At 58.9% G+C, this 26,092-nt stretch carries 21 protein-coding genes and 1 pseudogene; 15 read left to right on the top strand and 7 right to left on the bottom strand.

The features are described 5' to 3' along the window. The first annotated feature begins 267 nt into the window (after positions 1 to 267). From N430_RS24195 to N430_RS24185, 4 genes and pseudogenes are all read left to right on the top strand, one after another. Positions 268 to 1,566, top strand: coding sequence for an OprD family porin (locus N430_RS24195; protein WP_110639283.1), 1,299 nt, complete (start codon positions 268 to 270; stop codon positions 1,564 to 1,566). Positions 1,567 to 1,671: 105 nt separating this feature from the next. After that, positions 1,672 to 2,439: pseudogene (locus N430_RS30105) on the top strand (MCP four helix bundle domain-containing protein); the annotation flags it as partial. Beyond that, positions 2,431 to 3,303, top strand: a complete 873-nt coding sequence (locus N430_RS30100; RefSeq protein ID WP_371922795.1) for a methyl-accepting chemotaxis protein — start codon at positions 2,431 to 2,433, stop codon at positions 3,301 to 3,303. The pseudogene N430_RS30105 and the gene N430_RS30100, both read left to right, overlap by 9 nt. 67 nt (positions 3,304 to 3,370) lie before the next feature. Then, positions 3,371 to 4,354, top strand: a complete 984-nt coding sequence (locus N430_RS24185; RefSeq protein ID WP_256592180.1) for a GntR family transcriptional regulator — start codon at positions 3,371 to 3,373, stop codon at positions 4,352 to 4,354. Positions 4,355 to 4,358: 4 nt separating this feature from the next. Here the strand turns inward: N430_RS24185 and N430_RS24180 are convergent, their stop codons facing one another. The 4 genes from N430_RS24180 to N430_RS24165 all read right to left on the bottom strand — a co-directional run bounded on the left by N430_RS24180 (position 4,359) and on the right by N430_RS24165 (position 8,544). Next, positions 4,359 to 5,423 (bottom strand): AbrB family transcriptional regulator, encoded by a 1,065-nt coding sequence (locus N430_RS24180; RefSeq protein ID WP_110639286.1) that lies wholly within the window; start codon positions 5,421 to 5,423, stop codon positions 4,359 to 4,361. A gap of 7 nt (positions 5,424 to 5,430) precedes the next feature. Further along, positions 5,431 to 6,066, bottom strand: a complete 636-nt coding sequence (gene otnC, locus N430_RS24175; protein WP_110639287.1) for a 3-oxo-tetronate 4-phosphate decarboxylase — start codon at positions 6,064 to 6,066, stop codon at positions 5,431 to 5,433. Further along, positions 6,063 to 7,334, bottom strand: a complete 1,272-nt coding sequence (otnK, locus tag N430_RS24170; RefSeq protein WP_110639288.1) for a 3-oxo-tetronate kinase — start codon at positions 7,332 to 7,334, stop codon at positions 6,063 to 6,065. Before otnK ends, otnC begins: the two co-directional genes overlap by 4 nt. A gap of 139 nt (positions 7,335 to 7,473) precedes the next feature. Further along, positions 7,474 to 8,544, bottom strand: coding sequence for an isocitrate/isopropylmalate dehydrogenase family protein (locus N430_RS24165; protein WP_110639289.1), 1,071 nt, complete (start codon positions 8,542 to 8,544; stop codon positions 7,474 to 7,476). Positions 8,545 to 8,766: 222 nt separating this feature from the next. On the opposite strand from N430_RS24165, the gene rraA reads away from it, so the two are divergent. The 9 genes from rraA to N430_RS24120 all read left to right on the top strand — a co-directional run bounded on the left by rraA (position 8,767) and on the right by N430_RS24120 (position 20,198). Next, a complete protein-coding gene (gene rraA, locus N430_RS24160) occupies positions 8,767 to 9,255 on the top strand; it encodes a ribonuclease E activity regulator RraA (protein ID WP_110639290.1) in 489 nt (162 codons plus the stop codon). Then, a complete protein-coding gene (locus N430_RS24155; protein WP_371922793.1) occupies positions 9,252 to 9,914 on the top strand; it encodes an aspartate/glutamate racemase family protein in 663 nt (220 codons plus the stop codon). Before rraA ends, N430_RS24155 begins: the two co-directional genes overlap by 4 nt. Before the next feature lie 135 nt (positions 9,915 to 10,049). Then, a complete protein-coding gene (locus N430_RS24150) occupies positions 10,050 to 10,934 on the top strand; it encodes a LysR substrate-binding domain-containing protein (protein ID WP_110639291.1) in 885 nt (294 codons plus the stop codon). Between the two features lie 150 nt (positions 10,935 to 11,084). Then, positions 11,085 to 13,757: an aconitate hydratase AcnA gene (acnA, locus tag N430_RS24145; RefSeq protein ID WP_110639292.1), complete on the top strand. Its 2,673-nt coding sequence runs from the start codon at positions 11,085 to 11,087 to the stop codon at positions 13,755 to 13,757. 118 nt (positions 13,758 to 13,875) lie between these two features. Then, positions 13,876 to 14,928 (top strand): lactonase family protein, encoded by a 1,053-nt coding sequence (locus N430_RS24140; protein ID WP_110639293.1) that lies wholly within the window; start codon positions 13,876 to 13,878, stop codon positions 14,926 to 14,928. A 62-nt stretch (positions 14,929 to 14,990) separates the two neighbouring features. Continuing rightward, positions 14,991 to 16,307, top strand: a complete 1,317-nt coding sequence (locus tag N430_RS24135) for an MFS transporter (protein WP_110639294.1) — start codon at positions 14,991 to 14,993, stop codon at positions 16,305 to 16,307. Positions 16,308 to 16,421: 114 nt separating this feature from the next. After that, positions 16,422 to 17,675, top strand: a complete 1,254-nt coding sequence (locus N430_RS24130) for an OprD family porin (protein WP_110639295.1) — start codon at positions 16,422 to 16,424, stop codon at positions 17,673 to 17,675. A 79-nt stretch (positions 17,676 to 17,754) separates the two neighbouring features. Next, on the top strand, positions 17,755 to 18,483 hold the full coding sequence (locus N430_RS24125; RefSeq protein ID WP_110639296.1) for a transporter substrate-binding domain-containing protein: 729 nt from the start codon (positions 17,755 to 17,757) through the stop codon (positions 18,481 to 18,483). 71 nt (positions 18,484 to 18,554) lie between these two features. Continuing rightward, positions 18,555 to 20,198, top strand: coding sequence for an acetolactate synthase large subunit (locus N430_RS24120; RefSeq protein WP_110639297.1), 1,644 nt, complete (start codon positions 18,555 to 18,557; stop codon positions 20,196 to 20,198). Between the two features lie 68 nt (positions 20,199 to 20,266). Here the strand turns inward: N430_RS24120 and N430_RS24115 are convergent, their stop codons facing one another. Further along, on the bottom strand, positions 20,267 to 20,803 hold the full coding sequence (locus tag N430_RS24115; RefSeq protein ID WP_110639298.1) for a cytochrome c: 537 nt from the start codon (positions 20,801 to 20,803) through the stop codon (positions 20,267 to 20,269). An 18-nt stretch (positions 20,804 to 20,821) separates the two neighbouring features. On the opposite strand from N430_RS24115, the gene N430_RS24110 reads away from it, so the two are divergent. Together N430_RS24110 and N430_RS24105 are read left to right on the top strand one after the other, a co-directional pair. Next, positions 20,822 to 21,097: a hypothetical protein gene (locus N430_RS24110; protein WP_110639299.1), complete on the top strand. Its 276-nt coding sequence runs from the start codon at positions 20,822 to 20,824 to the stop codon at positions 21,095 to 21,097. A gap of 587 nt (positions 21,098 to 21,684) precedes the next feature. Further along, entirely contained in the window at positions 21,685 to 23,427 is a 1,743-nt protein-coding gene (locus tag N430_RS24105) for an ATP-dependent endonuclease (RefSeq protein WP_110639351.1), read from the top strand. A 273-nt stretch (positions 23,428 to 23,700) separates the two neighbouring features. On the opposite strand, the gene N430_RS24100 is transcribed toward N430_RS24105, so the two are convergent. Both N430_RS24100 and N430_RS24095 read right to left on the bottom strand, forming a co-directional pair. After that, positions 23,701 to 24,828 carry a hypothetical protein gene (locus tag N430_RS24100; protein ID WP_110639300.1) on the bottom strand — a complete coding sequence of 376 codons (1,128 nt, stop codon included), beginning with the start codon at positions 24,826 to 24,828 and terminating at the stop codon, positions 23,701 to 23,703. Next, positions 24,828 to 25,763, bottom strand: a complete 936-nt coding sequence (locus N430_RS24095; protein WP_110639301.1) for a hypothetical protein — start codon at positions 25,761 to 25,763, stop codon at positions 24,828 to 24,830. Before N430_RS24095 ends, N430_RS24100 begins: the two co-directional genes overlap by 1 nt. Between the last annotated feature and the right edge of the window lie 329 nt (positions 25,764 to 26,092).

Raw genomic sequence — 26,092 nt, 5'->3', positions numbered from 1 at the left:
CAAAAATAATCGAGCGCTAAGCAGCTCTTCATAGCTCCGTTCGAGCGGATTGCCTGTCGAAGAAAGATTCGCATATTGACACTTGCAAATGCAATGTTATTTTTGGTCAGCATCCCTTGGCCGAGCATTCGTTTCCGGCACTGCCTGCCGGCGTCTCCACCATGTCGATGTTGCGCCTGTATGGCGTATGGCTTGTTTAGATTCACAACAAGAAAGCCCGGCAATGGCAGGCATGGGCACCAATTTCTAAACCAGGAAAATTTGAAGATGCATGTAGTGACCCAGGGTGTTACCGCGCTGGCCGTCTCGCTCGCCTGTGCCATGGCGCAGGCTTCGGAACAGTCGGAGTCAGAGGGTTTCGTGGAGGGCAGCAGCCTTCGCCTGCTCAACCGCAATTTCTACTTCAATCGCGATTTCCGTGATGCAGCGCCGGGAGATCAGAGTTATCGGGAGGAGTGGGCGCACGGCATCATGGCGTTCTATGAGTCGGGCTTCACTCAAGGAAGCGTTGGCTTCGGTGTGGATGCCTTCGGTCTGCAGGGCTTGAAGCTGGACAGTGGGAGAGGACGCTCCGGAGCCGGGCTTCTGCCGGTGGACAGTGATGACCGGCCGGAGGATGACTATTCCAGTGCGGGTGCTGCTGTAAAAGTGCGTGTATCGAACACCGAGTTGCGCTACGGCAACATGCGCACGGAGGCACCGGTGTTCGCGACCGGCGATTCGCGGCTGTTGCCTGAAACCGCAACAGGCCTGTTGCTGCAGAGCAAGGAGATCGAGGACCTGGACTTGCAGGCCGGTCATTTCACCGCCTACAAGCTACGTAATTCGAGCAATCAGGACGAGGATCTCTACCTCAATTACGGGGAAGGGCGCATCGGGCGATCCATCGACTTTGTCGGGGGCACCTACGCTCTGAGCAAACAGCTCAGCGCCAGCTTGTACGCGTCGGATTTCGAGGAGACCTGGCATCAATATTACGGCAACCTGAATTACACGTTGCCGTTGACCGACACTCAAGCGCTTGATTTTGATGCGAACCTCTACAAAACCCGCGACACGGGCAAAGCGCTGCAGGGTGAGATCGACAACACCACCTACAGCCTTGCACTGGGTTACACCTTCGGTGCCCACAAGCTGACACTCGCCCATCAGCATGTCGATGGCAACACACCGTTCGACTTCGTCGGGGGTGATTCGATCTTTCTCGCCAACTCGGTCAACTACTCGGACTTCAACGGTGCCAACGAGCGGTCTTGGCAGGTGCGTTACGACCTCGATTTCGCCAGCTACGGTGTGCCAGGTCTGAAGTTCTCTGCGCGCTACCTCAAAGGTGACCACATCGATGGCAGCAAGGCTGATCCGCTGGGAGGATATGCCGGGCTGCAAGGCGAGGACGGCAAGCACTGGGAGCGCAACTTCGATTTGCGCTACGTCGTTCAGTCGGGTGCTGCCAAGGACCTCTCGCTGCGACTGCGACACACCACCCACAGGGCCAACGAGGCCCAGGCAGAAGGTGATGTGGACGAAGTGCGGGTAATTGTCGAGTACCCACTCGAGCTGTTCTGACCCCTCTCAGGGCTGGTTGATCGATACCAGGCTTGCGAGCAGGCCTGGTATCGGCGCGAGCCATCGCGGCGATACCCGTTCCGGGAACAAAGGAATACCTGGCTTATGAACATCAGATTGATTGCGGTGGGGCCACGGGCTGCCTTGGGGTTTGCCTGTCTCGCTCTGCTGAGCGCCTTACTCGGTGTGTTTGCGCTGCAGCAAATCCATGAGGTGCAGGCTGAAGCGCTCGACATCAAGGATAACTGGCTGCAGCGGGTGCGTGCCTTGGGCACTGCCAATGCGGCCCTCAACCGTTACCGCATGGGTTCGATGCAACACATTCTTTCGGTCAGTCCGGAGCAGATGCAAACCTACGAAGAACGCACGGCAGGCCGCTTGCGGCAGGTTCGCGAGCAGATGCAGCGCTATGCGCAGTTACTGCAGACCGAGCAAGAGCGTCGGGAGTTGCAAGCGTTCGTCCATAGCCTTGATGGGTATGCCAAACATCATGACGCCTTGCTGGCGGTGTCGCGCACGGGCGACAAGGAAGGGGCGCGTGCGTACCTGATGTCGGTACGTGATGCCTACGACGAAATGACCCGCCAGTTCGATGCGCTGATCGAGCAAGCGGATGCCGGCGCCCAGCAGGCCAGTCAGAGGTCCGAAGCCGCCTATGCCAGTGCGCTCAAGGGCGTTGCCCTGGTCCTGGTGCTCGTATTCATTTGCACGGTACTGATCGCCTGGTTACTGACCAGGAGTATCACCGCACCCTTGAAGTATGCCCTGCAGGCCGCTGAGAGAATTGCCAACGCAGACCTGACGCAGGACATCTTGGCCACAGGAAACGATGAGGCGACCCGTCTGATTCTAGCCTTGCAGCACATGCAGACGAGCCTGCAACAGACGCTCCGGCAAATCGATGGGTCGTCGACCCAGTTGGCAGCCGCTGCCGAAGAGCTCACGGCGGTTACCGACGAGGGGCGTCGGGACAATCAGATGCAGCATGCCGAGATCGAGCAGGCAGCCACGGCGGTGACCCAGATGACCAGTGCCACCGAGCATGTCGCCCAGAATGCGGCACTGGCCTCCAGGCTTTCCCATGAGTCGCGTGAAACAGCGTTCGCCGGTAAGCAGAAAATGGACGAGGCGCTGCTTTCGCTCAATGATCTGATCCGCGAGGTGCTTGCCAGTGCTGACCAGGTACAGGGTTTGAGCGAAGCGGCACAGGGCATTGGCCGAGTGCTGGATGTGATCCGGACAATCGCCGAACAGACCAATCTGCTGGCCCTCAATGCAGCCATCGAGGCCGCCCGGGCGGGGGAGGCGGGCCGCGGGTTCGCGGTGGTCGCCGACGAAGTGCGTGGCCTGGCTCATCGGACAGCGGAGTCCACGCGTGAAATCGAAGCCATGATCACTTCCATGCAGCGTGAAACCAGCATGGCGGTTCACACCATGCACGCCAGCACGAGCCGTACCCAAGAGACGCTGGCCTTGGCCGAGGCAGCCTGTGTGGCTCTGCAGACGCTGCTGTCGAGCAGCGAGCAGATGAACGAGCGCAACCAGGTCATTAGCAGTGCTGCATCCGAACAGGCGCAGGTGGCCAGGAGTACCGACCGCAACCTCTTGGCCATTCGGAAGTTGTCGATTCAGACCTCGGCGGGTGCGCTGCAGACCTCGGCGGCAAGCCAGTCGCTGGCGCGGCTTGCCCTCGAGCTGACCGAGCTGGTGCGACAATTTCGCATGATGGCTGAATGAGTCGGGTCTGACGAAGTACCAGCATCTTCGCGTATACTTGCACTTATTGGCGCCGATAAACAAAGGATTGGACGCCGCCCACCCAGGCTTCTTCGACTTTTGGTTCATAGCTATGGCATCCAGCACGCTCGTTCAGCGAATCGTTTTCGACATCAAGCATAAGATCCAGCTTGGCGATATCAGCACCGGTTCGCACTTGAGTGCGCAGAAAGTCGCCGATGATTTTCACGTGTCGCGCTCGCCAGCCCGGGAGGCCTTGACCGTGCTGGCCGAGCAAGGTGTGTTGGAGCAGTTCCCCAACCGCGGGTTTTTCGTGCTCGGCATCCCGGAAGGTGCTGCCGAGACGCTTGACGAAATCACCGCCACAGAAGAGCCGCCCGAGTATTACAAGTTGTCCGAGGACTGGCTCAACGACGCAATTCCGTCCGAGGTGACTGAAAAATATCTGCGCGAGCGCTATGACCTGACCAAGTTCCAGGTCATCGACATCCTCAACCGGGCGGCAAAGGTCGGCTGGGCCGAGCCCAAGCCCGGTTATGGTTGGCGCTTTCTGGATGTCGCGAAAACCCCCGAGACGTTGCAGCAGATCTACAAGGTACGTTCGCTGATCGAGCCAGCGGCGCTGCTGGAAAGCGATTTCCACTACGACCTCGACGTGCTGCGGCGCTTGAAGAAGGAGCAAAAGGACCTGCTTGCCGGCGGCATCGACACGCTGCCTGCCGATGTCTTGCTCAAGTCCGGCATCCGCTTCCATGAAGAGCTGATCAAGCTGTCCGGCAATCCGTTGTATCAGATGATCCTCAAGCAACTGAACAACATGCGTCGACTGCTGGAGTACCGCTCCATGATCGACCGCAAGCGCCTATACACCCAGTGTGCCGAGCACTTGCGAATGGTGGAGCTGGTGGAGGAGGGTAATAACCTGGAGGCCGCGCATTTGATGAAACGGCATCTCAGCGGTTCGTTCGCGCGTAAGTCGCCGATCCTCGAACTGCGTCGCGCGGCGCAGACACCCGCCGAGCAGCTTGAGAGCGAGGCGCCTGCGCTCTGACGCGTCAGTCACTGTTGTCTTGCTGGCGGGATGCGACAGTTCGTTCCTGGCGCGCCAGCCAGAACTTGAGCAGTGGCTCGGCGCACAGCATTACGACTATCAAGCGCATGATCTGCATCGCCGTGACCATTCCCGCTCCCAGGTGTAGCGCTTCGGCGGTCAGGTACATTTCGGTGCTACTGCCGGGCATCATGCCGAGTGCCAGCGACAGTACGGGCATACCTGTCAGCCAGCCAAAGCCCCAGGCGAACAGGAAGGTGCTCGCGATCATGGTCAAGGTGAAGACCACCACCTTGATCAGGTACAGCGGTGAGCGGCGGAAAAACCCTCGATCGAAGAAGCTGCCCAGGGCGCAGCCAATCATCAGCTGGCCGTATTGGCTAAGCTCGACCGGCAGGGCGGTTCGCAGGTCGAACGATGCTGTCAGGCCGGCACACAGGGCCATCGGACCGAACATCCAAGGGTTGGGCAGACCCAAGCGCTTCCAGGCCAACGCCACCAGCGCGCCACCGATGAGCATTGGTCCGAGCCACTGCCACTCGGCGGGTGGTCTCGGCTGAACTGCACCGGGACTGAGCTGCATCAACAGAAACATTGCCGGTGGCACGCTGAGCACGATCAGCACCAGGCGAATGCTATGGGCAGCAGCGATCTGGCTGACATCGGCGCGGTAGCGCATGCCCAATTGGATCATTTCCGCAAAGTTGGCCGGCATGAAGGCGAAGTAGGCAGTGGTCAGGCCCATGCCCTGGCGACGCATCACGGCAATACCGATCAAGGCCAGCAGCAAGGTCAGAAACGCTGCAGCGAGCATCATGGGGAAGTGGCTGGCGATCTCCTGTACCACGGGTTGGGTAAAGTGCAGGCCGATGGAGGTAGCGATCATCCACTGGCCTGATTTGCGTCCGTTCGGGATTTCGGCGATCAACCACCCGCTGCAGCGTACAAAGATAACCGCCAGCATCGAGCCGATGATCCAGGGCAGTGGCCAGTGCGCGGCACTGGCCAGAAGCGCGCCGACAATACCTACCAGGGGTGTGGCCCACCAGGTTTTCAGGCTTGCAAGCATGGGATCATCACTTCAGTGGGTAGAGACGACGCAGTTCGGCAATCTGCTCAGGTGTCAGCGTCTTGAACTTGTGCTGGAAAATCAGCAGGAACAGTTGCGCTGTCGCCTCGAGCTCCTCGGTGGCATCGACAGCCGCGTTCAGGTCGCTGCCGGCCACCACCGGACCATGATGCGCAAGAAGCATGGCGTGGTGCTTGCTGGAGAATGATCGCACCGCTTCGGCCAGGGCGGGATCGCCCGGCGCGTAGTACGGCACCAGCGGCAGTTTGCCGACGCGCATGGCGTAGTAGGCCGTGATCGCAGGCAGCAGATCATCCGGGTCCAGGCCGTCGAGCACCGAGACCGCCACCGAGTGCGTGGAGTGCAAATGCACCACTGCCCCGCTGGTAGGGCGCTCTTGGTACATTGCCAGGTGCAGCATGAGCTCTTTGGACGGCTTGTCGCCGCTGATGTGTCGGCCATCCCAGTCGAGCTTGGTCAGGCGTGCAGGGTCCAGTCGGCCCAACGAGGAGCCGGTTGGTGTCAGCAGCCAGCCATCGTCCAGGCGTACGCTGATATTGCCAGTGCCGCCGTGGGTCAAGCCGCGGTCGTACATGGACTTGCCCAGCAGGACGATCTGTTCCCGCTCCTTGTTCTCGTTCATGGCGCCAGCTCCAAAGCTTTGCTGAAGAAATCACGGGTACCGAAGTTACCGGATTTGAGAGCCAGCGCCACCGGGTGTTGGCCCATCCCCAGAGTCCATGGCACCCCCGGATCGATTGTTTCGCCAATACGCAGCGCATCGACGCCCAAAGCCTTCACCACCGCGCCGGAGGTTTCGCCGCCAGCCACCACGAAGGTATTGACGCCCAGGTCTCGCAGGCCCAAGGCGGTTTGCGCAAGCGCTCGTTCGACGATTTCGCCAGCGGCAGTCACACCCAAGCGCTCCTGTACGGCTTTGACCGCTTCAGGTTTGGCGCTGCCATAAATCAACACTGGCCCTTGGTTCAGTAGTGGCCGAGCCCAGTCCAGTGCCTCGGCGACTTGGTCATGGCCGTCAGCGAGACGCAGTGGGTCAAAGGCGAAGCTCGGGCGGCCGCTTTGCTGCCATTGTTCGACCTGACCGTTGGTGGCAATCGAGCAACTGCCAGAAAGCACCGCCGAAAGACCTTCCATGTGGGGCAGCTCAGCAGCGGATGAGGCATCAGGCAGCAGCCCGGCGCGCTTGAAATTGTCTGGCAGACCAAGGGCAACGCCCGAGCCGCCGGTGATAAGTACGTGGTCAGCCGCGGCTTCGCCGATGACCTTGAGGTCCAGGTTGCTGGTGGCATCGACGATGGTGTAGCCACAGCCCTCTGCTTGGGCTTGTGCGAATGCCTGGCGGGTAGCGGTCGCGCCTTGGTTGACCACCGAGTGCGGGATCAGGCCGACCTTGCGTGAGGTTTGCTGTTGCAGCACGCGCACCAGATTGGCATCGGTCATCGGTGTCAACGGATGGTTGCGCATGCCGGATTCGCTGAGCAGTACGTCGCCAACGAACAGGTAACCGTTGAACAGTGTGCGTTGGTTCTCAGGGAAAGCGGGGCATGCCAAGGCGAACTGGCTGTCCAGTGCATTGAGCAAGGCATCGGCTACCGGGCCAATGTTGCCTTCAGCGGTGGAGTCGAAAGTGGAGCAGTACTTGAAGAAAAACTGGCGGCAGCCGGCCTGCTTGAGCCAGGCGAGAGCAGCCAGAGATTCTTCAACTGCTTCTGCGGCGGGTAGGGTGCGAGATTTGAGCGCGATGACCACGGCGTCGACGTCCGCATCGATCGGGCCTTCAGGCACACCGATCACCTGCAGGGTGCGCATGCCACCGCGTACCAGCATGCTGGCGAGGTCGGTACCACCGGTGAAGTCATCGGCGATGCAGCCGAGTAGAGGTTGGTTCAAGGCCGGATACTCCAATGAGGCTGGGGAAATGCTCCTGATGGGAGCGGGCTTGCCCGCGAACGCGCCAGCTTGCCCGAGAGGTGGCGGGCAAGTCGGCGACGAGGCGGGCAAGCTTCTGCTGCGGAGGAAGGCGGGTCGATCAGCCAGCTATGACTGCGGCGACGGCCTCACCGAAGGCGCGGCAACCCAGCTTGCCGCCCAGGTCGGCAGTGCGTTTGGCCGGGTCTTCCAGAACGGCGTCGACTGCTTGCTCCATGGCCTTGCCCGCTACACCCAGTGCAGGTTTGGCGTGTTGCTCACCCATCCACTGCAGCAGCATCGCGACCGACAGGATCATCGAAACCGGGTTGGCCTTGTCCTGACCGGCGATGTCCGGAGCCGAACCGTGCTGAGCCTGGGCGCAGCAGTGGATGTCGCTGTGCATGGTGGAACCGGCCAGGCCGAGGCTGCCGGACAGCTCGCTGGCCAGGTCGCTGATGATGTCGCCATAGAAGTTGGTGGCAACCAGTACGTCGAAGCGCTCCGGGCTGCGCACCAGGTGGGCAGTGGAGGCGTCGACCAGCAGGTCGTCGAGTTGCACTTCCGGGAAGTCCTTGGCAACGTTGCGAACGCATTCCAGGAACAGGCCATCGGTCATGTGGAAGCTGTTGGCCTTGTGGATGGCGGTGACCTTGCGGTTGCGCTTCATGGCCAGCTCGAAGGCGCGGCGGGCAATACGTTCGCTGCAATGGCGAGTGATCTTGCGGGTCGACAGTGCCATGTCCGGCGATGGCATGACTTCACCCCAGCCGCGGGACATGTTGCGGTCTGGGTAGAAGCCTTCGGTGGCTTCGCGCATGATCACCAGGTCCATGCTTTTGCCTGGCTTCATGTTCGACTCGATGAAGGAGCGTGTACGCGCTGGGCGGACGTTGGCGTACAGATCAAGGCCGATGCGGAAGCCGGCGGAAACGTTGCGGCCGCCCTTTTCCGGCGCCGGGTAGTCGGCATGGGATTGGGTGCCCAGGATGATGCCGTCGTAGGTCTTGGCTTTTTCCAGCACTTCGTCACGCAGGGTGGTGCCGTACTTTTCCAGGCTGACGAAGCCGACGTCGTCATAATCGAAGCTCAGGCCGAGGTCGAATTTTTTGTTGACGGCATGCAATGCCGACATCGAGGACTCGACGATTTCAGGACCGATACCATCGCAGGGAAGAACCAGAATACGCATCACACTCTCCTAAGCATTTTTGTTCGTAGATGAAGCGGCTCGTCGTCAGCGCCACAGGGTGTACGTTAGGGCGACGAAGTACAATGATCGAGGCGATTGAATGTCATCCCGATCGATGCTGTATCCGGTGGCGGGTAACCATGCCCGGACTCTTTGCATTTTATTGCATGTAAAACCAATATATGCAACATTTGTTTTGTCTATGACCAATGGAGAGCCGCGGTGACTATCAAAACGACTGACCTGTGTGACGAGTTCGGTGCGAGTGCGAAGGTGCTCTTGCCGATTTTCCAGGACCTTGGGGCTAAGCCGGATTTCCAAGGGCATGCCGTTACGGTCAAATGCTTCGAGGACAATTCACGCATCAAGGAGCTAAGCACCACGCCTGGTGAGGGCAAGGTGCTGGTGGTCGATGGTGGGGGCAGTGATCGCTGCGCGTTGTTTGGTGATCACATCGCTGAAGACCTGGTGCGTAATGGCTGGGCTGGCGTATTGGTGTACGGTTATGTGCGGGACAAAGCGGTACTGCGCACGTTGCCTATCGCGATCAAGGCGCTTGGCGTGACGCCCGCGAAATCCACCAAGCGCAATGAAGGGCAGGTAGGGTTGAGCGTCACCATTGCCGGGCAGGTCATTGGCGCGGGGGATCAGATGTACGCCGACGACGATGGCGTACTTGTGCTCAATGCTGCTATCGGGGGGGGAGCATGATGGCGGCCAAACGTATCTTTCTCATTCACGCCACGCCTGTGGCAGTTGCACCTATCAATGAGGCTTTTGCCCGGCTCTGGCCTGAGGCCGAGTTGTGCAACCTGCTTGAAGACTCGCTGTCACGGGATCTTCGCAGCTCCGGTTCGCATACAGAATCACTCAAGCAGCGGTTCCTTGAGTTGGCGCGGTATGCACGCGGAGCAGGCGCTGATGGCATCCTGTTTACATGCTCGGCATTTGGTGAAGCGATTGACGCCTGCAAAAAGGACGCGGATATCCCCGTCTTGAAGCCCAATGAAGCAATGCTCGAAGAAGCCCTGGATCATGGGGATCGAGTAGCGCTTTTGGCCACCTTCCCACCGGCAATCGACTCGATGTCGGAAGAGTTGATGGCGGCCGCCAGTGCCCGTGGTCGGCGTGTCTTGCTGCAGCATGCCACCAGTCCTGCGGCGATCGAAGCGCTGCATGCTGGTGACAGTGAAAAGCATGATCAACTGATCAGCGAACTGGTAACGCCGCTCGCCGATGTTGATGTGATCTGCTTCGCACAGTTCTCCATGACATCCGCTGCCCCCTCTTGCGCGAAGCTTGCGCGCGTGCCAGTCCTCACTACACCGGACAGTGCTGTGCTCAAAATGAAGCGGATTCTGGATGCGTAAAGCCGCAAGTTTGCACCTTTAACTATTAAAATGCATTGGCATTCGCTTTGTTCTGCCTTGTTCTGGGTGCCCAGCCCTGGATGGTCTTGCAGTTTTCGGCCCTGAAACGGGTGAGATGATGATGAGGAATCAATTTTGCTCTACGATCTGACCAGTCTTGACCTCTTCATTACGGTCGCCCAAGAGCGCAACCTCACGCGCGCGAGCCGAATCAAGCATGTAGCCGTATCGGCGATCAGCAAGCGCATCACCGAGCTGGAGGCGCAGATCGGATCGGCCCTGCTGGTTCGCAACGCCAGGGGGGTCGATCTGACCCCGGCCGGACAATCGTTGTTGTTCTACGCCCGCCAGATCAAGCAGACGATGGCCCAGCTTGATACCGAGCTGAGCGGATACGCCACTGGGGTCAAGGGCCATATCCGTATTCATGCCATCACCTCGGCGCTCTCACAGTTCTTGCCGCAGGACCTGGCGGGTTTCTCCCTGTTGTATCCGGCGATCAAGTTCGATATCGAGGAGCGAGTGGGTTCTGCGGTAATTCGAGCAGTCGCTGACGGCCGTGCAGATCTCGGTATCGTTGCTGCACAGACTTCGACCCAGGGACTGGATACCTATCCTTACCGGCATGACGAGCTGACCTTGGCGGTCCCCGCCAGTCATCCACTGGCAAGACTCAAGGACGTGAGTTTCAGGGAAGTGCTTGATCATGAAATGGTCGGGCCGCATCTGGAAAGCTCGATGCACACCCTGCTCACCAGCGAGGCGACCAAACTGGGTATGGCCCTGAAGCTGCGCATTCGCATCAGTAGCTTCGACTGCATGTGCCGGATGGTGTCGAACGGCCTGGGCGTTGCGGTCTTGCCGCGCAGCGTGATCACCCAATACTTGCGCAGCCACAAGATCAAGGCCGTGACGCTGAATGAGCCCTGGGCCAAGCGGACGCTGTTGTTGGCGCTGAGGTTGGAAGGCGCGTCGCCTACGCTACGAACCTTCGTTGATCATCTGAAAATGTTGAGTTAGAGCCACTGATGAGCGTTCTCCTTTGGAGAACGCTGTTGTGGTAATTGACCAATTTTCATCTTGGCAGACTGCTTTTAGTATCGGTTCATCAATAGGGCTGATTGCTTTAGCCAGCGTTGTTAACACTATAAAAAGCCGAGCGATACGAGCATGACCGAGACAGCCCGCGACCTGATGAGCAGTGTGGTAATTGACCAGGAACATTTTGCCTATGTCGACCTGAAAAAGTTGCTAAGCCCGAGCCAGCTGCAGCGTTTGCCCTATTCGATCCGCATTCTTCTGGAGAACGTTGCGCGCTGCACGCCCGAGGCCCTGGAACCAGTGCTGGCCCGTGCCATTGGCCAAGGGCCGGACTGTGAAGTGCCGTTTCAACCCAATCGCCTGATGTTCCACGACACCACTTGTTTGCCGGCACTGGCAGACTTCGCCGGCATGCGCGACGTGGTTGCCGAGCTGGGTGGCGATCCTGCGGCTATGAATCCGCAGATTCCGGCAGTGCTGACCATCGATCACTCGGTTATCGTCGAGCGCTACGCCGAGGCCGGTGCGGTCGAGAAGAATCTGGACATCGATTTTCGCCGCAACAGTGAGCGCTACCGCTTCATCAAGTGGGCGCAGAAGAGCCTGGACAACTTCGGCGTGATCCCGCCGGGCACCGGCATCATCCACCAGATGAACATGGAGGCGCTGGCCAAAGTGGTGTGGGAGAGCCGCACCGAAGATGGCCAGCCCCTGCTGCACCCCGACGACATGGTCGCTACCGATAGCCATACGCCAATGATCAACGCCATCGGCGTGCTCGGCTGGGGCGTGGGTGGTCTGGAAGGGCAGGCGGCGATGGTCGGCGAGCCGGTGCCGATCAACTTCCCGCAAGTGATCGGTTTCCGTGTCACCAACACCTTGCGCCCAGGCGTCACTGCCACCGACCTGTCGTTGCATGTCGCCGAGATTCTGCGCAAGCGTTCGGTGGTCGGCAAGTTCGTCGAATTTACAGGCCCCGGCCTGACTACCCTGAGCTGGGCGGCGCGTGGCACGGTATCGAACATGGCGCCAGAGTACGGTGCGACTGTGGTGTTCTTCCCGTTCGACGACCAGACGCTGGATTATTTGCAACTCACTGGTCGCAGTGCCGAGCTGTGCCTGCAAGCCTCCAGTTACATGCACATCCAGGCCCTGTACCGACGCGATGATCTGCCGGAGCCTGAGTTTGACGAGCTTATCGAGCTTGACCTAGCCAGCATCGAGCCGAGCGTTGCTGGCCCGTATCAGCCGCATCAGCGTCAGCCGCTGTCGCGCTCGGGTCTTTCATTCAAGGAGGAAGTGCTGGGTGGTGGCAACCTGATCTCCGGCCCTCAGGCCCAGCAATTCGTTGAGCCGTCCTTCGGGCAATCGATTGGTCATGGCGCCGTAGTGATCTCGGCTATCACCAGTTGCACCAATACCGCCAACCCGGCACAAATGATCCAGGCCGGCTTGCTGGCGCGCAATGCCCGTCGACTGGGCCTGCAGCGCAAACCGTGGGTCAAGACCTCGCTGTCACCCGGTTCCCAGGTGGTGGCCGATTACCTGGCCGAGGCCGACCTGCTGCAGGACTTCTCCGCCCTGGGCTTCGAGTTGGCCGGTTTTGGCTGCATGACCTGTATCGGCAACTCCGGCAAGCTTGAGGAGCACGTGGAGGCATTCGCCGACCAAGGGCTCAAGGGAGTGGTGGTGCTCTCGGGTAACCGCAACTTTGAAGGCCGAGTGAATCCAAAGGTGCCAGCAGGATATTTGGCCTCGCCGGCCCTGTGCGTGGCGTTCGCCATCGCGGGCACCATCGAGACCGACCTCACTCGCGAAGCGCTGAGCCAGGATGCTCAAGGTCAACCTGTCTACCTGCATGATCTGATGCCCTCCGATGAGGAAGTCGCGGCACTGGTCGCTCGTGTGGTCAAGCCGGAATTCTTCCAGCAGCGCCTGGCCACGGTCTGGGACGGCACCCACCACTGGCAGGCTCTGTCGGCCGAAGGCAGCGTGCAGTTCCCGTGGGATGCCCGTTCGACTTACCTGCGCCGTCCACAGTACTTGGCCGACATTCAGGCCGAGCCGAAAGCCAGCCTGGCTATCCAGGGCGCACGGGCGCTGATGGTCCTGGGCGATAACGTCACGACCGATCACATCTCGCCGGCTGGCGCGATTCCGGCGAACAGCCAGGCGGGCGAATGGCTGTTGGAGCGTGGTGAAGACCCTCAGGACCTCAATCAATACTCCACCCGCCGTAGCAATCACGAAGTGATGTTGCGCGGCGCCTTCACCAACAAATCGGTGAGGAATCGCCTGCTGGGTGAGCAGCAACCAGGTCCGGGCGCCTGGGCTTGGAACGCCGATCACAGTCAATGCCTGCCGCTGTACGACGCAGCACAGAGCTATACCGGTACGCCGATGGTGATCTTTGCCGGTATCAACTACGGCGCAGGCTCCAGTCGCGATTGGGCGGCGAAGGCGCAGGCCTTGCTGGGTGTGCGTGCGGTGGTGGCGCGCAGTATCGAGCGAATCCACCGCAGCAACCTGATCGGCATGGGCGTGCTGCCTTTGCTGTTCGAAGAAGGGCAGGGCGTGGATGACCTGGACCTCGACGGCAGCGAGCACTTCGACTTCGCCGGCCTCGATGAGCTGACGGTGGGTGACAACCGCATCGGCCTGGTGGTGCGACGTGCAGACGGCTCGCAGGATGAACGGCAGGTGATCGCCCGTATCGACTCGCTTCAGGAAATTCGCTACCTGACCAATGGCGGCGTGCTGCCCTACGTGATTCGCAAGGTCGTCAAGCGTACCCGCCACTGACGAATAACCCGATCGCTCCTACAACGGCGGAGGCACAGATGTCTCCGCGCGGGGTGCGGCTGCCTGTCGAACGGCCCCACACCCCTCTGAAACGCATTTGCCACGGGAGAAAAACCCTATGTATGCCTATGTCGGATCGCGCACCACGCGTGAGCGAAACGCCCGGGGTGATGGCATCACGGTCTACCGGGTCGATCAGCAGATCGGTACCCTGGAGCTGGTCCAGGTCGTTGGCGACTTGGTCAATCCATCATTCCTGGCCCTCAGTCGCGCCGGTGATCGGCTGTATACCGTGCATGGCGACCGCAGCGAAGTCAGTGCGTTTGCGGTCGAGCCGCGCGACGGCACGCTGAGCCTGATCAATACGCAGAGTTGCGAAGGGCGTAACCCGGTGCACCTGGCACTGGACCCGACCGAACGGTTCATGGTGGTGTCCAACCATATCACCGGCACCCTGGCCGTACTTGACGTCAATCTTGACGGCAGCCTCGGCGAGGTCAGCCAACTGGTGCAGCTTGAAGGGCCCGTAGGGCCGCACCGAGTCGAACAGCCGTTCGCCAAGCCGCACTTCAACCCGTTTGATGCCTCGGGCAATTTCGTCCTGGTGCCGGACAAGGGCCTGGACCGGGTGTTCACCTTCCGCTTCGAAAGCGGCAAGCTGATCCCCGGCGAGCAGCCCTTCGTGGCCAGCCGGGAGGGCGCAGGGCCCCGGCATCTTGCATTGCACCCGAGCGCGCCATTGGCCTTCGTGATCAACGAGCTGGATTCGACCGTGACCAGCTACCGTTTCGATGCCCATAACGGCGCCCTGGAGCCGCTGCAAGTGGTGTCGTCGCTGCCGACGACGTACACCGGTAACAGCCGCGCCTCTGAGATCGAAGTGGACCGCAGTGGGCGTTTTCTCTACGCCTCCAACCGCGGCTACGACAGTATCGCGGTGTTCGCCATTGACGCCCATAGCGGCCTGTTGACCTTGGTCGATGTGGCGCCCACTGCCGGGCGCACGCCACGATTCTTTGCCTTGACCCCCAACCAGCGCTTCGTCTTCGCCCTCAACGAAGACAGCGACAGCATCGTTGCACTGGCAGTCGATGCGCAGCATGGACGCTTGAGCAAAACGGGCTTTTCGGTTTCGACCGGCAGTCCGGTCTGTATGGTTTTTTCTGCCTGAACCGTGCTGCACAGATAACAATGACAAGGGGCGGGCAAAGTTCGCTCCACAGTGAGGTCGCCATGAACAACAACAAGACTGTCGATGAGCAGGCTACGGTGCGCAAAGTCACCCTGCGCATCATCCCCTTCATGTTCCTGCTCTATATCGTTTCTTACCTGGACCGTGCCAACATCGGCTATGCCGCGTTGGAAATGAACAAGGAGCTCGCCCTGACCAGCGAGGCCTTCGGCTTCATTTCCGGGATCTTCTTCATCGGCTACTTCCTGTTCGAAGTGCCGAGCAACGTCATGCTCAACAAGTACGGTGCGCGGGTCTGGATTGCCCGTATCCTGGTGACCTGGGGTGCGATTGCCGCCGCCACCGCCTTTGCCCAGACCGCCAACCAGCTGTACGTGCTGCGGTTCTTTCTCGGCGTGGCCGAAGCCGGCTTCTTCCCCGGCGTTATCGTCTACCTGACCTACTGGTTCCGCGCCAAGGAGTTGGCTACCACCGTGGCGCTGTTCACCGCCGCGATTCCGGTCAGCTACATCATCGGTGCACCGCTTTCCACTTGGATCATGGACAACATCAAGTGGTTCGACTGGAGCGGCTGGCGCTGGATGCTGTTCCTCGAGGGCGTGCCGGCCGTCTTCCTCGGCATCGCCTGCTTCCTGTTTCTGACCGACAAGCCCGAGCAGGCCAAATGGCTGACTCAACAGGAAAAGGATTGGCTGCTGGCCGAGCTTGAGCGCGACCGCCAGAGCCGTAAGAACGTCAAGCGTCTGGGCGTGTTGCAAACCATGGTCAACAAGAAGGTGCTTTACCTGGCCTTCATCTACTTCGTCTACCAATGCGGCAGCTTGGGTGTCGGTTACTGGATGCCGCAGATCATCAAGGGCTTCTCCAGCGACCTGAGCCATACCCAGATCGGCCTGATTGCCATGGTCCCGTATATTGTCGCCACCGTTGCGATGATCATCTGGTCGCGCAGCTCCGACCGGCGCAACGAGCGCAAGATGCACTCGGCCATTCCGCTGGCGGTCGCAGCGCTCGGCCTGATCGGTGCTGGCATGCTGCCCAGCGCGGTGGCCTCGATGGCCATGATCTGTGTCGCGCTTTCGGGCCTGTACAGCTTCAAGTCGCCGTTCTGGGCACTGCCGACGCTGTTCCTCGACCGTGCTACGGCAGCAGTGTCGATTGCCGTGATCAACTCCATCGGTAATCTTGGCGGCTTCGTCGGGCCGTCGATGATCGGTGTGGTCAAGGGCAACAGCCAAAGCGCAGCCACGGGCTTGCTGTTCCTCAGCGCGTTGCTGGTCATCGCCTTCCTGATGACGGCCCTGATGCGCGTCACCAGCAAAGACCCTGATCAGCCCGTGGTCGCCTCGGCCCACTGATCCTGAAGGGGGCTGCAACCTGGCCCCCCTCGCTGACCCGTTCTATTTCCTTTCACTGCCCGGTGCCATGCCCTGGGCTGGGCAGTTGCATGCCAACCAGATGGAAATCGCCAGATGCACAACAACAAGAACATCCTGCGTACCCTTGTCACCCTGTCTTCCTGCATGATCGCTGGCGCTGCCAGTGCCGAGAGCTTCGTTGAAGACAGCAAGCTCAACCTGCAGATGCAGAACTATTACCTGAACCGCGATTTTCGCGATGGCAGCGGGCAGTCCAAACGCGAAGAGTGGGCCCAGGGTTTCCTGCTGGACTTTCGCTCCGGCTACACGCCGGGCACCGTCGGCTTCGGCCTCGATGCGCTGGGCATGCTCGGCATCAAGCTTGATTCAAGCCCCGACCGTGCCGGCACCGGCCTCTTGCCGGTCCACGATGACGGTCGTGCGGCAGATGAATTCAGCCGACTGGGTCTGACCGCCAAGGTCAAGGTGTCGCAGAGCGAGCTCAAGTACGGCACCGTGATCCCCAAGCTGCCTACCGTGCAGGCCAACACCGGGCGCATCCTACCGCAGACCTTCGAGGGCGGCCTGCTGACCAGTAGCGAAATCGACGGCCTGACTTTTACCGGCGCACGCTTCAACCGCATGACGGACCGCGACTCCACCGATGCGCAGAAGATCTCCCTCAACAACAAGAACCGGCGCTTTGTCGGTGCGGTGGAAGGGGATGACTACTGGATCGGCGGCGCCGACTATGCGCTGAGCAAGACGTTGACCCTGAGCTACCAGTACGCCGAGCTGCAGGACGTTTACCGGCAGAACTTCTTCGGCATCAATCACAGCTGGAGCATCGGCCCGGGCAAGCTCAAGAGCGACCTGCGCTACATGCTCAGCGACGATGCGGGCAACGCCCAGGGCGGTGCCATCGACAGCGGCGCGTTGAGCGGCATGTTCACCTACAGCCTGGGTGGCCACGCCTTTGGTCTGGGGTTACAGAAAATGAATGGCGATACATCGATGCCGTTCCTGAACGGCACCGACCCTTATCTCACCAACTACATCCAACTCAACGACTTTGCCGAGCCTGGCGAGCGCTCCTGGCAGTTGCGCTATGACTACAATTTTGCCGCCATCGGCATCCCTGGCCTTACCTTCATGACCCGCTACGTCAAAGGCGACCACGCCGACCCCGCCACCAACAGCGAGGAAGGTCGCGAGTGGGAACGCAACACCGATATCGCCTACGTGTTCCAGTCGGGGGCATTGAAGAACGTGGGCATTCGCTGGCGTAATGCGGCGTACCGCTCCAACTTTGCCCGCAGTGCCGATGAGAACCGCTTGATCGTGTCGTACACCTTGCCCATCTGGTGAGGCCCATTCGCGGCTCAAACCGGCTCCTGTAGGAGCCGGCTTGCCGGCGATAGGGCCCTCACCGACAACGGAGAATCCAATGTCCACCCCAATCACCTCAGCCCTCCTGGCCGAACTGGCCCCCTACGGCACCCTTACCGCCGCCATCAACTTCGGCAACCCGGTTCTCGCTCAGCGCGGCCCCGACGGCGAGCCCCAGGGCGTCTCGGTCGCCCTGGCCAAGGCACTGGCCGAAGAACTCGGCGTCACCCTGAACATGCGAACCTTCGATGCTGCCGGCAAAGTCTTCGCCGCGCTGGAGGAGGGAGCATGGAACCTGGCCTTCTTGGCCATCGAACCGGTCCGCGAAGCGCAGATCTTCTTCAGCGAGCCCTATGTGCTGATCGAGGGGACTTACCTGGTCAAGCAAGATGCGCCGTTCGCCAGCGTCGACCAGCTGGATGCTGCCGGCCTGCGTCTGGCTGTCGGCAAAGGGGCTGCTTACGACCTGTACCTGAGCCGTACGCTTGAACATGCCGAGTTGATACGCGCCGAGACCTCGGCCGGCGCCGTCGACCTGTTTATCGACCAAGGCCTGGACGCAGCTGCCGGGGTTCGCCAGCCCCTGCAGAAAGTGGCCGACGGTGATGCGCGCTACCGGGTGCTGGATGGCGCCTTCACGGCTATCCGCCAAGCCATGGCGGTGCCCAGGGGCAATGATGCCGCCGCGGCATATGTGCGTGATTTCGTTGAGCGCAGCCTGAGCAGTGGCTTTGTCCGAGGCGCGTTGCTGGCCACCGGGCAGACCGATGTCAGCGCCCCACGCTGACTGAACCCGATCGCCTGCCTGGCGGGCGATGTGATCTCCAATCCGAAGCAAGACCCGAGGTACGAAGTAAAATGGCCAAGGCCGCCGATGTCGTTGTGCAATGCCTGGAAAACGAAGGTGTCGAGTACGTGTTCGGTATCCCGGGCGAGGAAAACCTCGACCTGCTGGAATCCCTGCGCAAATCGAAAATCAAGCTGGTACTGACCCGCCACGAGCAATCCGCAGGTTTCATGGCCGCCACCTATGGCCGCCTGACCGGCAAGACCGGCGTCAGCCTGTCGACCCTGGGCCCTGGCGCGACCAACCTGGTAACTGCGAGCGCCTACGCGTATCTCGGCGGCATGCCGATGCTGATGATCACCGGCCAGAAGCCGATCAAGAAGTCCAAGCAGGGCCGTTTCCAGATCATCGACGTGTGCGGCATGATGGCGCCGATCACCAAGTACACCCACCAGTTCGCCTCGGCCGACAACATCCCGGCGCGCATGCGTGAAGCGTTTCGCCTGGCGGAAGAAGAAAAGCCGGGGGCCGTGCACCTGGAACTGCCGGAAGACATCGCCGCCGAGCAGACCGACGCGCTGCCGATCCCGCGCAGCTTGCATCGCCGTCCGCTGGCCGAGCACGTGGCCATCGAAGCTGCCGTCGAGAAACTGAAGAAGGCCCGCAGCCCGATCCTGGTGATCGGCGCCGGCGCCAACCGCAAGATGACCGCCAAGGTCCTCAAGCAACTGATCGACAAGACCGGCATCCCGTTCATCACCACCCAGATGGGTAAAGGTGTGGTCGACGAGCGTCACCCGCGCTTCCTCGGCAACGCCGCGCTGTCGTCCGGTGACTTCGTGCACCGCGCCGTAGAGGCCGCCGACCTGATCGTCAACATCGGCCACGACGTGATCGAGAAGCCGCCGTTCTTCATGGTGCGTGGCGGCACCGAAGTGATTCACGTGAGCTTCCGTTCGGCTGAAGTCGATGCGGTGTACTTCCCGCAGGTGGAAGTGATCGGCGACATCGCCAACGCCGTCTGGCAGATCAGCGAAGCGCTGACCGACACCAGCCACTGGGACTTCACCCGCCTGATGGCCATCCGTGAAGCCAACGAAGCGCAGATCATCGAAGGCGCCGACGACAACCGCTTCCCGGTCTACCCGCAGCGCATGGTCGCCGACATCCGTCGCGCCCTGCCGTCCGAAGGCATCGTCGCCCTGGACAACGGCATCTACAAAATCTGGTTCGCGCGCAACTACAAGGCGCATAAGCCGAATACCGTACTGCTGGACAATGCCCTGGCAACCATGGGTGCCGGCCTGCCATCGGCCATGGCTTCGCACCTGGTGTACCCGGACCGCCCGGTGATCTCGGTATGTGGCGACGGCGGCTTCATGATGAACAGCCAGGAACTGGAAACCGCGGTACGTCTGGGTATGCACATCACCGTGGTGATCCTGCGTGACGACGGCTACGGCATGATCCGCTGGAAGCAGGCCAACATGGGCTTCACCGATTTCGGCCTGGACTACGGCAACCCGGACTTCGTCAAATACGCCGAAGCCTACGGTGCCAACGGTCACCGCGTGGAAAGCGCCGAAGCCTTCCTGCCGCTGCTCGAGCACTGCATCAAGACCCCGGGCGTGCACGTGATCGACTGCCCGGTCGACTACAGCGAGAACGACCGCATTCTCAACAGCGAGCTGCGAGAAAGAGCGCTGGCGGTCTAGGGGGCGTTACTTTTGCCAGAGTGGTGGAATGCAAGGTAGGAGCCACCGAAGTAGCTCCTACCTTGCATTCAGTGCTTCACATTTTTTTGAGCGTCGCTGACCAGCCCGTGGTGCTCTTCAGCAATCGCTTCTCGCACCTTGGTGAGCGCATTCGTCGTCACGGCTGAAGCTTTGTTACCCCAACTGTTGCGGATGAACGTAACAAGCTGTGCAGCTTCCTGATCGTCCAATCGCCAGGGGAAATCAGGCATTACAAGGTCGGAGGGCGCTTGTTGCGTGGAAGGCAATCTGCCTCCACTCAATATCACCCGGATCATTGAGCTTGGATCCTCGGAAAGTACTGATGGGTTACCTGCCAGTCGTGGGAACACCTCCTTGTAGCCTTGGCCATCGGCGCGGTGGCACGCCGCGCAGTTGTCTACGTAGATCTCGGCGCCACGGTTTGGCGATTCGCCAGACCAGAGCGCCTTGGCTGACGTGTCGTTCGGCTCGAATGCTACCTGGTTGGATCCTGTGGTTGCCGGAAGCGACTTCAAGTACAAGGCGATGGCGGTCAGGTCTTGATCGGTCAAGTATTGCCCACTGTGCTGAATGACGTTGTTCATGGCGCCTATGGACGAGAAATGCGCATTGCGACCGTTGCGCAGTATTTGGACGATGTCCTCTTCGCTCTACCCTCCCAAGCCGTCCGGGGCATTGCCGCGGAGGCTGATGGCAACCCAGCCATCGATGAGCTGGCCTCCTGCAAGATAGGTCGGATCTCGTTCATCCAACGATTTTTCCTGAAGCGTCAGGGCGCGTGGTGTATGACAGCTGCCACAGTGGCCAAGCCCTTGAACCAGATGTACGCCCCTGAAACCAACTCGATGAGCCTGAATGAGGCAGCGGCGCTGAACTGAACGCTGTATTCTGAATTTCAGCCCGACAGCACAGATTTCTACGCTTCCGCCACTAATTTTCATTAAAGCCCTGATATTTCAGGGTTTTTTTGTGTCTGCTCGTTTTCAGCCCATACCCTAGCCCATACTTTGGGTGATGGCTCTCAGTGTGCTTCCCTGGAATTTTCTGCCCAGCGGTCTCAAGTTTTTGAGGCAGGCTCGCGTTTCACGGACTTGCTTTCCCTGATCAGCAGGCGTTGCATTCTCGCTGTCAGCGTCCTGGCTGTCCTAAACCGGGGTTTAGCGCCCCGCCCAGTCTCGGCCCTCTCGGGCTGACATCCTTCACGCCGTCGGCTTTCCTGACCTGTGCGCTCCGCTTGCCTCTGATCAGGGAACTCAAGCTGGAAGCTTATTGATGGTAGGGGGAGAGGTAGATTTTGCCCCGTGGTCACTCGCTGTAAACGTCCTCAGCATTTATTCGGTGCCGGTAAAATGCCGAAAACATTTGCAATGATGTCATATTGACATGCTTGATGGCGGCGATGATATTAGCCTGGCCCAAAGTCCAGCAGTCTTGGGTATCAAATTACGATTACAGGGATTTGTGTATGGCCAAGAAGCCCGCAGTAGCTGAAATTGTTTCACTGATTGAAGAAGGCACACCTCGACCAAGACTGCATAAACTCATCATCCAAAATTTTCGTTCAATTGGCTCAATCCCGGTAGAGATCGAGCTGGATGACATCGTTGTACTGGTTGGTGCGAACAACGCTGGCAAGAGCAGTATCTTGCGAGCCTATGAAATCGTAATGTCTCATGGATCTACCGCAGGCAAGCTCAGCATCAGTGACTTTCCCAATGGAGAGGTCGACAGGGATGCGCTCCCAACCATTGAGCTACAGACCATCGTCTTCAGCAATGCGCCAGGGGATAGGTGGGTCGACGTGCAGGCCAATGGAGAGTTTTTAATCCGCGAGCGCTGGATCTGGGACAGCCCGGCTAGGGATCCGGTACGGCAAGGCTTCGATGTGCAAAAGGGTGACTGGGATGCCCAAGTGCCTTGGGGGGCTCCGAACGTGGCTAACGCCAAACGTCCGCGTCCCCATCGCATTGATGCATTTGCTTCACCAGACGCCCAAGCGAATGAGATCGTCAACCTGATCAGCTCCTTGCTCAAAGAGCGTGTCCAACAGATCAAGTCGGATCCCACTCAAGCGCTTTCTGACTACGAACTTGTCATCGAGAAGATCAAAGAGCTCCAGACTAAAGCTGTGGAAGCGACTGAGGCAGAGGTCACGTCCATCGAGTCTGAGATCACCAAGTATCTTGACCGGCTGTTCCCGAACCACCATGTGAAGTTTGATGCCAAACCTGAGTTGGACATCGAAAAGGCCTACACCCCATTCAAAACCACTGCCGACCTGCTGATGGGCCCGAAGGATGGCTACCTGTCAGGTATTGCCAACCAGGGGAGCGGCGCTCGTCGAACGCTGTTATGGGCTGCCTTGAAGTACCTGTCCGAGGCGAAGGATAGCGAGGGTACGAGGCCGCATGTCCTGCTTCTGGATGAGCCTGAGATTTGCCTGCATCCCTCTGCCATCCGGGAGGCCAGAGCAGTGCTTTACGATCTGCCGCAGACGGGTAACTGGCAGGTGATGATTACTTCGCACTCACCGATTTTCATTGATCTGTCCAAGGACAACACCACTATCGTTCGGGTCTATCGTGGAGAGGGCAACGAAGTGGAGAGCACGACGCTCTACAGGCCCACCCGAGCCAAGCTGGATAATGACGACAAGAAAAATCTCAAGATGCTCAACGTTTGCGATCCCTACGTGAACGAGTTCTTCTTCGGTGGCAGACAGATCATCGTAGAGGGCGACACTGAGTACACGGCGTTCTCGATCATCCGGGACATGTACATAGACGAGTACAAGGACGTCCAGATCATTCGGGCTCGCGGCAAAGGAATCATTCCATCCCTGGCAAAGGTTCTTCTGCAGTTCTCCAAGCAGTTTACGATCCTGCACGATACCGACAGCCCGCTCACGGTTGCTGGCAAGGGCAACCCGGCTTGGGGTATGAATGGAACCATCGCCTCAGTGCTGAATCTCGACAACGCAGAGGGTCGTGTCCGGCTCGTTGCGTGCCGGACATGTTTCGAAACGGCGTTGTTTGGCAAGGAATCTAAGGACGAAAAGCCATACCGAGCGTTTGTCCGCATCCAAGAGGATGCAGAATCAGCCGAGAAGGTGAAGTCTCTCCTGGATTATCTGCTTGATGCCTCTAAACCGAAGCCAGCAAATTGCCTTGAGTGGACGGCAATCGAAGAGCTTGAAGAAGTCGGTTGATGCTAGTCCTAGGGTGGCTTGGGCCCTTTGCTCCTGAGCTACCTGACAGCTTGTGTAAAAAGCCATTCGACATCCCTTGAGGTCGGGTGGCTTTTTTCAGGACTATCACCTGCCTCATGGTTAAGCTGACCTTCTCCTTCTCAACGATTTTGCACGAGCCATTTCTTCGTCGACAGTTGGATCAGTACGAATTCAGCAGATAGAGAGCAGATAATCCAGCTGCGCGGAGCAAAAGCCCCACGCTGTGCTTAATGTGGAATGGTTTTGCTTGCGCTACGCAGTCTCTTCGAGGTTGGCGAGCTTTTTGAATGTTTCGATCTTTTCAAATTCGAGCTCTTTGAGGATCGTTTGCTTGGCTTCGTTCTTATCCAAGCTGCGGCGAGGCTCATCGAAGTCAATTTTTTTAATACGCAGTTCGATTTCACTATCCCGATTATGACCATTGTTGAAGTCGGGGAAGCCGAGTGAAATGACGCAGTGGCCGTCCATGCCGGAGAGACTGAACCTGAATTTGGCGTCGAGGCGATGGATCAGTAGGCAAGGCCGGTAGGCGAGGTTGCTTAAAAAGTCGGAGTCCTCAAGGCCAGTGCCGCGCAAATCCAGCCCCCGAATCCGCTCCTCCATCCATTCCAACTGCTCCGGCAGGGTGTGGTCTTCGTCTGGCACTAGGCCGATGTCCACCACCTCTTTGAAGGTGATAGACGAGTGTCTGCTATCGCGCGTGAGCCCCAATAGATAGTCAAACCGCTTTGCATTCGTGAAGTCGCGAAAACGGATTTGCCGCACCTTGGCCTTCTGAGCGATCTGGCCCTCAAGTTTGAAGTGGTTGATCAGATGCCTTGATATAGCCCGGTTCGTTTGCTTTGTCTCTGGGGCGGTATGGGTACTGATAATGATCAGCTCGTCTTTGTCTTTGCTCTTCTGGATTTCGATTGAAGCTTTGAACCGCTTGTGCGAATCAGCCCAGCTCTTGGATCGATCCAGGCGCTCGATTTCAAAATCCATGCGTATGGCGTCGCCGCTGTTAGGAGCAGGGTAGAAGCTGGGAGCGTTCAAGACTTTGAAATTTTTGAAATCAAGATCCAGCACTTTGTTGATGTCGATGTCGTCGGGGATACTGCTGATCAAGGTTTCAGTACCCGACCACTCGATGATCTGCGTTGTGATCTTAGGGTTGTCTTCTTTCGCAGTGTACAGCTGCTGCAGTTCCACGAACTCGCTGGGCTTGAGTAGTGAAAGCGTCAGCGAGGGGATACTTTGTTCCTTATCCTGTTGTGACATAAAGACGCCGCGACGGCGGAGCAGATGCTTTAGATCGCCCTTGGACACAAACGGTTGGACGAGATAGGCCCTAAGATTTTCGCCCTGAGGCAAGATCGCATTTTCATCATCCAGATGCATTATGCAATACCCCTAAAATCCGAACGGTAGCTGACCACTTCAACAAGTTCGGCAAAGTGCTTGTTGGCGATAGATCCCTTTGCTAGCGCAGCCTGGCGGCTATGATCACCGAAATTGTAATCAGGGAACGCGATGACCACCTTCTGCGGGAAGTCCAACGCTACCGAAGACAAATAGCCGATGAGCCGGCGCAGACCTTCTTCGCTAAATTCATCGTCGCAGCAGATGGCTAAGCTCTTCGCATCACCTACTTGAACGAAGAAGGGAATGATCCCGCTTGTGAGGTACTCAGCGGGCAGTACGTCACCGGCAGCTATGCGGTGGGAGGGGTCAACATTCTTGCCAGTGGAAGGGTAGAGGAATCTAACGTTGGCGGCGCCGTATGTGTTGCGCATGTACGAGATGGCCTCGTACAGGAAGCAGGCGCGTCGGTTGTCGACCACATAGATGGTGCCGAAGTTGGAATCCTCCAGCTTCTTGCTGGACGCAACCTCAGATACGGCATCAAAATCTTTGACGTCCTCACCGTTGATCCAGAACAACACGCCCGCTACGACCTCCGCGCTGATCCCAGTATAGCCACCATTGAGCTGTTTTTTCTGCGCTGACCGTTTGAAGCACTCAATGGCTGTGGCCAGGTCGCTGAAATGGCTCTTGAAAGTGCTCCCCAAGGGGCGGAGATAGGCCTTGGTCGAAAATTTCGACGAGATACAGAGGTGCTTGAGGACGCCATCCTCTAGGGGAGACTGGGCCGTGTACACGTAGTCAATCCCGTGGCTTGTCCGCTCGGATGCTGATGCCGTTTTCTTGTGCCCATCAGGGTGTATGCAGCTGACGTCAATGCCTCGGACGGCTGCTTTCCAACCGATGAATTTCAGGAAAGAGAAGACAATGTCTTCCCCGTGCTCACCAATACTTTTCGACCACTCTCCCACTAGCGGGCTCCCCAGTTGATTTAAAAAGTGCGCAGCGAGGCCGGCCTTTTGGATAACCTATGGATCTGATTCGTGTGGAGAATACTCTAGCGAGAAAATCTTGATGGGCAAGCAATTTATTAGAAAATCGCTGGAGGCCACGATCTACAAGGGGTTCAATGTCCGGGGAGTGATTTTACAATATGTAAAAAATACACTTTACGTGTATTGAATCCACACATCGTGAACAGGAATTCTGTTTTTTGGGGCAGACAAACAGTATTGCTATTTAATTTTCCACTCTCGGTGGATTTCTTAGCAGGTTTGTTCACTCAAAGTGGATCAACCCC

The organism is Pseudomonas sp. CC120222-01a (assembly GCF_003097235.1).
Classification (GTDB): Bacteria; Pseudomonadota; Gammaproteobacteria; order Pseudomonadales; family Pseudomonadaceae; genus Aquipseudomonas.
Note: the sequence above shows the minus strand (reverse complement) of the source record. Positions and strands in the feature narration are given on the sequence as shown.